This is a genomic window from Pseudoalteromonas sp. ABE4_541 (genome assembly GCF_056312285.1).
Genome location: NZ_JBSVEM010000001.1, coordinates 261,332 through 272,830, shown reverse-complemented (window position 1 = coordinate 272,830; position 11,499 = coordinate 261,332). Strand labels below are relative to the sequence as shown.

Here is an 11,499-nt window from a genome sequence, read left to right as displayed (position 1 = left end):
AAGGCGCTTAACTCTAAGCGCCTTTACTCATTCGCATATCCTGATGAGCAATACCATCTTCTAGGTAAACTTCACCTTCAGAAACAAACCCAATACTTGTATAGAATGGCAATAAATAGGTTTGCGCCGAGATCACTACATCCATCCCATGAAAACGCTCCTGGCATACTTCCAGTGCTTTATCCATAAGTGGCTTTGCAAGGCCTTTACCTCGGGCACTTTGTGCGACCAGTACTCTTCCTATGGCGCATGTGTGCTCAGATTTGTGATAAACACGTGCATAAGCATAAACTTCTTCACTGTTTTGCAAAAACACATGCACTGTCTTTGGTTCGGTGTCTACACTATCAAGCTCTGGATAGGGGCATTGCTGTTCAACCACAAATACATCCACACGCGCTTTAAGCAATGCAAATAAGACGTGCGTATCTAGTTCAGCAAAGCACTTCGATTGCCATTGCATTTTATAACTCTCCCAAAAAGACAAAAGCCCAGCATATTTTGCTGAGCTCATTTGATTTACACTCTAATAAGTTAAGCAAACAGTCTTTCTAACTGATCGCACACCTGAGACAAATTGACGTGATCATGTTCAATCGTCAAATCAACATACCCATCTGCACGAAACGCCCTATCTAGCTCAATAAGTACATGTGTTTTGTGGGCTTCAGGGATAAACGACAGCTCGATTTCTTGTAGTCCAAACATTGACCTGTTTTGTGGACGATATTCAAGCTCTTGGTAACAACCTGATGACGACTGGAAATTACTTGCACGCAGGTAGCCCTTTTCAACATCCGCCTTGACTAGGTTGAAGCCAAGCTTCTCCATAGCCATCATACACGTTTTAACCGCGTCGTTAGGATATATGTGAAGTGTATCTCTATCAGTTGGATCAAGAGCTAGATCAATATCCAAACCCGTTTCAATCCACACATAACTGTGATTAAAGCCTGCATTAATCTCCGTGATCGGTGTTTCAGAATGTAAACGCGCTTCAAATGGGAGCACTTTACGTTCGCTGGGTGAAAGCATAAAGCGCTCACCTACACGCCACTTATCTATGACATGATTGACAAAATATTCACCGTCATCATTTTCAACTTTTACGCGAGTCATCAGGGCCAATTCTAGCCCATTGATTTCTTGTTCGACGTTTCCGCCTTCTACAATGATTTGAGCCTGAAACTTCTGCCCTGGATACAAGTGTTCTGTTTCTAAAATAGTATCAACTTTTGCCGCACCTATACCTACAGATGCAAGGATCTTCTTAAACATTAGCTCTCCTGTGAGAATGTCCGTTAGTGCATCTTAACCACAATTAGCAAGGCTTGTCAGCGAAAATTTCTATGCAAAGCGGCATTATTGCCCAATTTTTTAATTGAACGCATGTTTAACTACGCTATTAATCACTTTTCAATTTATAAATCATATAGTTTTGATACACTGGCTGAAGGTTTAATCAATCCGCATTTGCTATGGAACTATTGTTTTTTGCTGCTGCATTCGCTTGTGGCTTTTCTGTATATCAGTTGAAACTACCGCCTTTGATAGGTTTTTTGATGGCTGGCTTTATTCTAAACCTGCTTGGCTATCGCAGCACAGAAATACTAAACCAATTAGCTGACTTAGGTGTGACTCTGCTCCTTTTTAGCATCGGCCTAAAACTGAAAGTGGGTAACCTAGTTAAAGCGCAAGTGTGGGCACCTGCAACTTTGCATATTGTTCTTAGCAGTGCTTTCTTTGCCGGACTTTTGTTGTTTTTAGGCACAATGAGTTTGCCTTTATTTACCGACTTATCTTTAACGACGGCGCTTATCGTGGGCTTTGCGTTTAGCTTTTCCAGTACAGTATTTGCAGTCAAGGTTTTAGAAGAACGCGGAGAAATGGCCAGCCTCCACGGTAAGATCTCTATTGGTATTTTGGTCATGCAAGATATCTTTGCGGTTGTATTCTTAGCTATCAGTACAGGTAAAACTCCCAATGTCTGGGCACTCGTATTATTGGTCTGCTTGCCCGTGTTTAGGCCAGTTATGCTTTGGGTACTCAACCGCTCTAAACACGGTGAACTGCTTCCTTTGTTTGGCTTTTTCTTTGCCTTGGTGATTGGTTATCACGCCTTTGAGTTTGCAGGCCTAAAAGGTGATTTAGGCGCACTTATTATCGGTATGCTCTTCGCGCCACATAAAAAAGCGGGCGAATTATCAAAGTCTCTCATGAACTTGAAGGATGTGTTACTTGTGGGCTTTTTCCTAAATATAGGATTGAACGCCAACATGAGCTTTGATGCGCTGCTGATTGCTTGCTTACTCACACTCGTGCTCCCTATCAAAGTAACACTTTATTACGTATTGACAAATTTATTGCGACTACGAGCCCGTACTTCATTACTCAGCGCGTTTACTTTAGCGAACTACAGCGAGTTTGGCCTTATCGTATGCGCTGTTGCAGCCAGTAGTGGTGCCATTGCCCCTGATTGGCTCGCCGTTGTTGCTATTGCCGTTTCTATCACCTTCGTCATTGCTTCACCATTAAATAAGCAAGCTAATGGGTTTTACGTCAAGTTAGAGCCTTTCCTTTTGAAATTCGAAAGTAGTAAGCGCTTAGAAGAAGAGTTGCCTGTGAACCTAACGGATACACGTATCGTTATATTTGGCATGGGCCGTATCGGTACCGGCGCATATGAGACTATAGAAGCAACCCACCCCGGTTCAATTGCCGGAATTGACATAAAGCCAGAAGTGGTAGAAAAGCATGTGCAAAGAGGAAGACGTGTATTACTTGCCGATGCAACGGACCCGGACTTTTGGCAACGAGTGAATCATTCACAAGTTGATATGGTCATGCTCGCCATGCCTAAGCATATGCAAAACATATACGCGCTTGAGCAACTCCAAGCATCTGGATTTAAGGGGCAGGTAACTGCCATTGCAAATTACCCTGATCAACAAAAAGAACTTGAAGAACTCGGCGTGAATTCAACTTATAACTTCTATTTAGAGGCTGGTAGTGGTTTCGCTGAACACGTAAAACAAAATTTATTTTCTTAATACATTTGTCTTATCTCAGTACCATAAAAGGTACTGAGAACTATTTTTATTTTCGCATCAACACCTTACTTCTAGATGTCCAAAAAACACCTTGTTCACCATTTAGAAACCCGCATTATTCGATTTACAAAGCTTTACATCGAAGTTAGTAATCTGCCCTAAAAACAGAGTACACTGTTTTCAAGCTTACAGACGTAAGTATCTATTTTTAACACAAAAAAGCAAAGCAACGCTTATTTATTTGACAACTGGACGTTTAAAAAAGAGGGCCATTATGCTTAAAACAAAACAACTGAATCACTTTGCTGCTGTCGTTGATGACGTTAAAGCTGGGCCATTCTCAGACCTGCAAAATCGACTAGATGAAATTCAGGATAATGGAATGACAGCGTTGACAATTCGCAATATTTTATTTCATAAAATGTTGGACTTACACAACGTGCCTAGCGACCATTTTTTACGCGATCAAGACACGCCATCTAGATTGGATGACCCATCGCTTATTGAAAAGTTGAATGGTTTAGGTTTTTATCGTAAACAAAGAAGTGCAATGCACTAGAAATGAATTTGTGGGAGCCTACTCTCCCCATTATAGGCTGGCAATGCCCGTCGCCAGCCTATCTCCTTATATCAACTTCCCTTATAAATTTTCTAAGAAGTCTTCATCAAAATCAGTCTGCTCTTCCTCGATAGGCGGATTGCCATCATGCAGCTCATACAACTGACGCTGAAAATAGACATCTTTCATAAAGATGTATGGGTCTAGTGACTCTTCTAGCAGCTTTTCTTGTGCCATTAATGACGCTCTGGCCTCCACAGCCTTAAAAGCAAACACCAATATGGTTTGTGGCGTTGTTAGCGCAATTTCGGGCAATACGAAGTTATCAACCACATCTCCTGTTACGTTTCTCACCGTCGATGGGCCCATCCCCGGCAGCATCAGATAAGCTCCATCACCAAGCCCCCACACACCCAATGTTTGACCAAAATCCTCATCTTTGTGCTCAAGGCCAAGGCTCGAAGCAACATCAAAAATACCTAAAATACCGACCGTTGAATTAACTAGGAAACGAGCTATGTTAATACCCATATCGCCAGGTTTACCCTGTAAACCCGAGTTAATTGCATCGGTTGGCGTGGTTAAGTTGGTCGTAAAATTAACAATCCCTGTGCGGACAGGTTGCGGTGTAATCGTGACATAACCTTGGGCAACTGGACGCAAAATATAGGCATCCAACACATCCATGTTAAAATCGTAGATAGGCCTGTTTAAAGATTGTAAGGGGTCTCGCTCGTCCTGCTTTTCTTTAGGAACACTGCTACACCCTGAAATTAAAACAGCTGCCAAAACAGCTAACAATGGCTTATACATTTACTTTCCTGTGCTTGATAAAACGCGATTGATCGTAACTGAGATGTTGTCTGAAGCCGAGCTCAACGAAATAACTCCAGTTTGTCCTTCCAACTCACCTGACTGCGGCATTACACTTTCGTCTAAAGAAATACGAGCAGTCACAATAACATCCTCAAAATTAGACAGTTTCAGACTTGGCATCATGGCCATACTATCGTCCAAGGTTAACTTTAAAGGCAAGTTAAAATTTGTAAGTTTTCGCACAGCAAGGGGCATAGCCGGGCCTTCTGCCGCTTTAGCAAAAACAAATAAGATTCCTTGCTCTGGCAGATTGCCTTTTAAGTTTTCATCAATCTTAACATTAACACTGAGGCGCACTTGTCCAACGCCTTGAGCTGGCGTCATTTTTTGCGCAATCTCATCGATGCGTTGCTCTATCATCGGGTAGCGAGGGTCATCATGCTCCATACTTGCCAGTAACACTTCAAAAGCAGCTTTTGCTTCATGCCAATCTTGCTTTTCATATGCGATGAGTGCCAGCAAAGAAATTGCGTCGATGTTAGTGGGATCTTTTTGCAAAACGCTGGCTAGTAAGCGCGCTGCGCGGTTAATTGCTTGCTCGGAGCCTTCAACAAGTAGCACTTGGCTATAATTAACTAAAATGTTTTGATTATCCGGCTCCATTTTGAGCGCTTTTTCAAAGGCCTGCTTGGCCATTTCAAAATCATTCAAGGACATGGCAACACGTCCAAGCAACATCCAAGCTACGGCATCATCACCGTCGTTAGCCAACTTAGTACGTAAACCTAGTGCAAAAGCTTGAAGTTCATTGGCGGTTAAAACATCTCCTTTTTGTAACACCGCACGTTCACCATATTCTGGTAGCTTATCTATCGCATCATACCAGTTAGAGATCTGCTGCTGACTACCTGTAAATTGGTAAAACACAGCACTTACAGCCAAAGTAAACAACACCCCTGTCACAGCAAAGATACGATTATTACCACGACTGCTCAGTTGCTTTTCGGGCGCAAGTTCATTTAGTAGACGACGTTTAAGTTCTAATACTGACTCGGCGTAATTGTCTTTTTCAATCCGTTCGTTATCCAGATCCGCTCTTAATTCGTCTAACCTTTGATAATAAATATCGATACGCTCAGCATTCGCTTCATTATCAACGGTTAATACTCTTTCACGGCGTAAAAACGGCACAACCACAAATAACAACGCTAAAATCGTCAATAGTGCGAACATGCCCCACATTTGCGCTATTCCAGTCATATTACTGCTCCTTACGCTGGTATTGCTGAATTAACTTGGCAAGTTGTTGTTCGTCATCACTGCTCCAAGCTTGTTTGCGGGATGCTGTTTTTTGTCTAAATACAATAAAGCCAAAACCAAATACAACGATAAGAACAGGTAATACCCAAAGCACTATCGTAGCGGGTGTAACTGGCGGCTGATAGTGTACAAAATACCCATACCTATCAATCATGTAATCAATGACTTCTTGTTTACTTTTTCCTTCGTTAACCAGACCCAGTACTTTATCGCGCAAGTCTTTGGCCACGATTGCATCAGAATCTGCAATATTTTGATTTTGACACTTAGGACAACGTAACTCATGTGTTAGCTCTCTAAATGTCGAAGCACGTTCAGCACTTGTAAACTCATATTGATCTTCAGTTGCGAATACTGACACACTCATAAGCAATAACATTAAAAAGAATGGTTTCATTGTGTCAGCTCCTGCAACTTAGGCGCAAACTTAGCACGCCATACCCTTTGGTTTATATCACCTGTATGATGAAGCAAAATCTTTCCATTTGCGTCAACTAAGAAAGTTTCTGGCGCACCAGATACGCCCAAGTCCAAAGCGAGTGTTCGCTGCAAATCCAAAATATTGAATTGGTATGGATTACCCGTTCTGTCTAACATCGCTTGCACCTCGGCACGTAATTTATTGATGTCAAACTGATCGCCAAAATCAGGGTCATAAGCTTGTTCATAATATAGACCGATAATTTTCACACCTTGTTCTCGAAGCTCAGTTAAGTAGCTCAGCTCCGCAATACAAGTTGGACACCAAGTCCCCCACACATTCAGTAAATAAACTTCCCCAAGCAAGTCATCATTTTTCCACTGCTTCGTATCATCCATCAGGTCAGGCAAGACGAATGCAGGCATAGTTTGCCCCAATCGACCAGTTTGTAATTCCCTTGGGTTGCCAAATAAGCCCTGATACAAAAATACGCAAAGCAAGATAAAAATTAGAAATGGAATTAAGCCTAAAAACTTACGATTCATGCGCCCACCTCTTGTTGACGTCCATGGAGTTTACTTTTTCTGTAGCGTTTATCGCCCAGTACTATAAAACCTGCGAGTGCTATTAAGATCCCACCAAGCCACATCCAACGTACATAAGGCTTATGATAAATACGTAATGACCATGCCCCACCACTTAGTTGCTCCCCTAATGCCAAATAAAGGTCTCGGAAAAAACCATCGTCAATGGCCGCTTCAGTCATAAATTGCATCCCAATGTTATATAGGCGCTTTTCTGCGTAAAGCTCAGTCACAAGCTTTTCATTCTTCAGAACCGTAACCACACCAGCATGCCCCGTATAGTTTGGCCCGATAATCTCTTTAACCCCGTCAAAACGATAGACGTACTCGTTCAATGTTGCTGTTTCTCCCGGCAACATGCGTACCGAGCGCTCAACGGAATATGCAGACGTTAAAGTTACACCAGCTATCACAAACGCCATACCAACATGACCTAGTACCATGGCCCAATAGCTCATGCCAAGACGCTTAAGACCAGACAGCAAGTCAGACTGCACAGACACCTTTTGTGCCAAATCAAGCCCCGTTGCTAGCACTATCCACACAGCCAGAGCAGTAGCCATAAACGTTAGAGGTGTTACGACTTCAAAACTGCCAAATAACCATGCCGCAGTGATCACAAGCGTAGCAACTAAAACAATGAGCCACTTTTTAACAAGCGGTGAAAGCTTATTTTGCTTCCAACGCAGTAAAGGCGCAATCCCCAGTAAAATAGCAAAAGGCACAATTAAAATTGCAAACATTTGATTGAAAAAAGGCACACCGATTGAAATGGACCCTAGCCCTAATTCTTTATGGATCATAGGCAGCAATGTGCCCAATAAAACAACCAACGTTGAGACTACGAGGAAAATATTATTCAGCCATAATGCCACTTCACGCGATATAAACTGGTATCGCCCTTCGCTTTTAACCTGTGACACTCGCACACCATAAAGTGCCAAACTACCGCCAACGACTAGCGCAAGGAAAGATAATATAAACAAACCTCGATCAGGATCGGTGGCAAATGCATGCACAGATACGATAATGCCAGAACGTACAATAAAGGTGCCCAGTAAGCATAAACTAAAGGCGGTTATAGCCAGTAATACAGTCCAAGATTTAAAAACACCGCGCTTCTCTGTCACCGATAATGAATGCAGCAGTGCCGTTGCAACCAACCAAGGCATAAGTGACGCATTTTCTACTGGATCCCAGAACCACCAGCCGCCCCAGCCAAGCTCTGAATATGCCCACCAACTACCGATGGTGATCCCCAACGTTAAAAACCCCCACGCAACCATAGTCCAAGGTCTAGACCATTTAGCCCATGTATTATCGAGCTTACCGGTTAACAGTGCCGCTATCGCGAATGAAAAAGACACCGATAAACCTACATAACCCATGTAAAGCAATGGCGGGTGAATGATCATACCAGGGTCTTGTAGTAATGGGTTTAGATCGCGTCCTTCAATTGGATAGTAAGGTAGCAAACGCTCAAAAGGGCTAGACATCCATAGAGTGTATAGCATAAAGCCGACACCTAAGAATCCGAGTACCCCTAATACCCGAGCACGTAATACCCAAGGTAATGAGTTAGACATCAGCGCAACGACCGCAGTCCAAGAGGCCTGCATAACCAGCCACAGTAAAATTGCACCTTCATGTCCACCCCAAGTCGAAGTGACTTTGTAGTACCACGGCAGCGTCGTGCTTGAGTGATGAGCAACATAGGCAACGGTAAAGTCATCAGTCAAGGTGATGTAGATTAATATCGCAAATGAAAACAACACGAACACACACTGGCCAACAGCCAACGACGGTGCCGCGCGCATCAATCTTAAATTACCAGTATGCGCTCCCCAAAGAGGAAAAATGCAAAGTAACAAGCTCAGTGCCATAGCGAGCACAAGCGAAAAATAGCCTATTTCAGGGATCATATTAGTTCTCGCTGTCTAAATTGTACTTTGGTTTCTCATGCTTGATTCCTTTTAGGGCTTCAGCGACTTCCGGCGGCATGTATTCTTCATCATGCTTGGCGAGGACTTCAAACGCCTCTATCACATTGGGTTCAACCAATGTCCCCTGAGCAACAATACCTTGTCCTTCTCGGAATAAGTCTGGCAAAATTCCATGATATCGAATCGTTACCGTAGGACCCGTATCAGTGAGTTTAAAGCTCACGTCAAGATTGGTTTCATCACGTATCACAGAACCTGGCACGACCATACCGCCAATACGCAGCTTCTGGCCAATGAACGGCTTTTCTTTGTTTTCTCCTTTGCCTTCAATCAGTTCAGAAGGCGTGTAAAACAAATTAATATTTTCTTGTAAGGCGTAAAGCATTAATCCAATGGCTGAACCCACACCAAAAATGATGGCAACAACTGCAAGTAAACGTTTTTTTCTTCTTGGATTCATGATTGCTCCTGTTGCTTCGCTTTTTTAATACGCTCTTCACGATGCATTTGCGCTTTGATTTCACTTCGTAATTTACTCGTGTCTCGCAAAGAACTCAGTAATACACTCAATAAAATCAACGTACAGCTACCAAATGACAACCATACATAAAACCCGTAGCCGCCCATCGCCCAAAATTCACTAAATGATTCAAACTGCATTATTCACCTCGCCCCACCAGTTCACGCACCCAAGGACGGTGCTTCTCGCGCTGTAAGATTTCATTTTTCAATCGTATTAATGTCACTACACCAACAAACCCCGCAAACGCCGTAATGTTGATCAACAATGGCCAAAGCATCGATGGATCAATCGCTGAGGTATCAAATTTGGTGATCGTCGCGCCTTGGTGAAGCGTGTTCCACCATTCCACAGAAAAATGAATGATTGGCAAATTAATGACACCAACAATTGCGAGAATACAGGCTGCCCGTCCCGCTGATTTTTTATCCTCAAAAGCATGATATAGAGACAACACACCAAGATATAAAAATAACAGGATCAGCTCTGAAGTGAGGCGTGCATCCCACACCCACCAAGCTCCCCACATAGGTTTGCCCCATGCAGCCCCCGTAATCAATGCAATTGCAGTCATCGCAGCCCCCACTGGCGCAATCGAGATCACTGCAAGCTCTGCATTTCGGATTTGCCATACTAGAGCAATAATGGCTGCGATTGCCATTGACGAGTACGCTCCCATCGACAAAATAGCTGAAGGAACATGAATGAAAATGATGCGATAGCTATCCTTTTGTTGGTAATCTGCGGGTGCATAGGCAAGCCCCCAAACCCAACCAACAGATAAACACACGACAGTAATAACGGCAAAATACGGCAACAGCGTGTTACACAACTGATACGCCCGTTCTGCCTTTGCATAGGGATGTAACCATTTCCACATGTTAACTTACACTCACTTTTAATGCTGAAGATATAGCAATTGGCGCGCTCACAAAGGCGATTGCGAGCATTGCACCAAGGATTGCGAGTTGTCCGCCATAATCAAGTGACATACTACTTGTGTCGATGGCCGACGTCGCAAAAATTAAGACTGGAATATATAGCGGTAGAACCAGTAAACTCATTAAAATACCGCCCTTTTGTAAACCTACAGTAAGCCCCGCACCTATAGCGCCAATGAAACTAAGAAGGGGTGTACCAATTAATAAGGTGAGCACAGTTGCGCCAAGCGCTTGTGCATCTAAATTCATCAATAGCGCAAATACTGGAGCCATAATAACCATAGGCAAACCAGTTATGGTCCAATGTGCAAATACTTTTGCCAATACAGATAGAGATAAAGGATATGGAGAGGCAATCAACTGCTCTAGCGAGCCATCGTTGTAGTCATCCCGAAAAAGCTTGTCTAAACCCAACATAGTCGATAGCAAGGCGGCCACCCAAATAATACCGGGTGCCATTCTGGCTAACAGCGCCGGTTCTGGACCAATTGCTAAAGGGAACAAAGTAATCACGATTAAAAAAAACAGCAATGGGTTCACAATCTCAGAGCGCTGACGAAATGCTAAGGTGACATCTTTACTATAAACAGCAGCAAACAGCTGCCCATAAGAATGCTGTGCGCTCATTAAAACTGATACTCCAAAACCAAAGTTTTTAATTGGGCAAAGTGTTCGGTTAAGTCTTGGTGGGTGGTCAGTAAAATCGCGCCACCGTGTTGGAGGTGTTGACTAAATCGAGTTTGTAACATCGCCACACCTTTTTTATCCAGCGCGGTAAATGGCTCATCTAAAATCCAAAGTTTTGCATTGTTCAGCCAAAGCCTTACCAGAGCGACTCGCCTTTGCTGGCCTGCTGACAAGGTCCTGACTGGTACATCTTCAAGTCCTACCAATCCAAGCTTTGCGAGCAAGTCGTAGGCTCGCTCATCCACGTTGCAACCGTGCACTTTTAGCCAATGACATACATTTTCATAAGCACTGAGTTGTCCATTAACCCCAGTTTTATGACCAATAAATAGTAACTGCGCCGCAAACTCGTCGTAATACTGTTGAATAGATTTACCTAAAAATAACACATCTCCTTCATCAGGACGTGCAAAGCCAGAGATGATACGCAATAATGACGTTTTACCAGCGCCATTTGGGCCCTCAATTTGCATGATCTGTCCAGCTTCTAATGAAAAGCTTAACGATTCAAACAGACAGCGTTCTTGTTTAGTACAAGTGACAGAATTTATCTCTAGCAAATTGGTTATTCTCGTTACCCAAAATTGGGCGTTAGTCTACCATAATGGTATGGTAATACGAATAACACGTTGCGACCGATTAGCGAAAATTTGATTTA

At 43.1% G+C, this 11,499-nt stretch carries 14 protein-coding genes; 2 read left to right on the top strand and 12 right to left on the bottom strand.

Annotated elements, in window-relative coordinates; genetic code table 11:
- Positions 1–13 precede the first annotated feature (13 nt).
- Positions 14–463 carry a GNAT family N-acetyltransferase gene (locus ACW689_RS01335; RefSeq protein WP_476287809.1) on the bottom strand — a complete coding sequence of 150 codons (450 nt, stop codon included), beginning with the start codon at positions 461–463 and terminating at the stop codon, positions 14–16.
- Positions 464–534: 71 nt separating this feature from the next.
- A complete protein-coding gene (locus ACW689_RS01330; RefSeq protein WP_476287807.1) occupies positions 535–1,278 on the bottom strand; it encodes a sporulation protein in 744 nt (247 codons plus the stop codon).
- A 200-nt stretch (positions 1,279–1,478) separates the two neighbouring features.
- On the opposite strand from ACW689_RS01330, the gene ACW689_RS01325 reads away from it, so the two are divergent.
- A complete protein-coding gene (locus tag ACW689_RS01325) occupies positions 1,479–3,050 on the top strand; it encodes a cation:proton antiporter domain-containing protein (RefSeq protein ID WP_476287805.1) in 1,572 nt (523 codons plus the stop codon).
- A 274-nt stretch (positions 3,051–3,324) separates the two neighbouring features.
- A complete protein-coding gene (locus ACW689_RS01320) occupies positions 3,325–3,609 on the top strand; it encodes a hypothetical protein (protein WP_476287803.1) in 285 nt (94 codons plus the stop codon).
- An 81-nt stretch (positions 3,610–3,690) separates the two neighbouring features.
- Here ACW689_RS01320 and ACW689_RS01315 read toward each other — a convergent pair whose 3' ends face one another.
- Genes ACW689_RS01315 through ccmA form a run of 10 tightly spaced genes read right to left on the bottom strand, consistent with a single transcriptional unit; the run spans position 3,691 to position 11,401 of the window.
- Positions 3,691–4,422 (bottom strand): MlaA family lipoprotein, encoded by a 732-nt coding sequence (locus ACW689_RS01315; protein ID WP_476287801.1) that lies wholly within the window; start codon positions 4,420–4,422, stop codon positions 3,691–3,693.
- Entirely contained in the window at positions 4,423–5,685 is a 1,263-nt protein-coding gene (gene ccmI / locus ACW689_RS01310) for a c-type cytochrome biogenesis protein CcmI (RefSeq protein ID WP_476287799.1), read from the bottom strand.
- A 1-nt stretch (position 5,686) separates the two neighbouring features.
- Complete coding sequence (locus ACW689_RS01305; protein WP_476287797.1) at positions 5,687–6,142, bottom strand: cytochrome c-type biogenesis protein; 456 nt, start codon at positions 6,140–6,142, stop codon at positions 5,687–5,689.
- Positions 6,139–6,711 carry a redoxin family protein gene (locus ACW689_RS01300; RefSeq protein ID WP_476287795.1) on the bottom strand — a complete coding sequence of 191 codons (573 nt, stop codon included), beginning with the start codon at positions 6,709–6,711 and terminating at the stop codon, positions 6,139–6,141. The genes ACW689_RS01305 and ACW689_RS01300 overlap by 4 nt, the downstream gene beginning before the upstream one ends.
- Positions 6,708–8,672, bottom strand: coding sequence for a heme lyase CcmF/NrfE family subunit (locus ACW689_RS01295; RefSeq protein ID WP_476287793.1), 1,965 nt, complete (start codon positions 8,670–8,672; stop codon positions 6,708–6,710). Before ACW689_RS01295 ends, ACW689_RS01300 begins: the two co-directional genes overlap by 4 nt.
- Position 8,673: 1 nt before the next feature.
- Positions 8,674–9,153 carry a cytochrome c maturation protein CcmE gene (ccmE, locus tag ACW689_RS01290; protein WP_476287791.1) on the bottom strand — a complete coding sequence of 160 codons (480 nt, stop codon included), beginning with the start codon at positions 9,151–9,153 and terminating at the stop codon, positions 8,674–8,676.
- A complete protein-coding gene (ccmD, locus tag ACW689_RS01285; RefSeq protein ID WP_476287789.1) occupies positions 9,150–9,353 on the bottom strand; it encodes a heme exporter protein CcmD in 204 nt (67 codons plus the stop codon). Before ccmD ends, ccmE begins: the two co-directional genes overlap by 4 nt.
- Positions 9,353–10,093, bottom strand: coding sequence for a heme ABC transporter permease (locus ACW689_RS01280; protein ID WP_476287787.1), 741 nt, complete (start codon positions 10,091–10,093; stop codon positions 9,353–9,355). The genes ccmD and ACW689_RS01280 overlap by 1 nt, the downstream gene beginning before the upstream one ends.
- 1 nt (position 10,094) lies before the next feature.
- Positions 10,095–10,781, bottom strand: coding sequence for a heme exporter protein CcmB (ccmB, locus tag ACW689_RS01275; protein WP_476287785.1), 687 nt, complete (start codon positions 10,779–10,781; stop codon positions 10,095–10,097).
- Entirely contained in the window at positions 10,781–11,401 is a 621-nt protein-coding gene (ccmA, locus tag ACW689_RS01270) for a cytochrome c biogenesis heme-transporting ATPase CcmA (RefSeq protein WP_476287783.1), read from the bottom strand. The genes ccmB and ccmA overlap by 1 nt, the downstream gene beginning before the upstream one ends.
- Positions 11,402–11,499 lie beyond the last annotated feature (98 nt).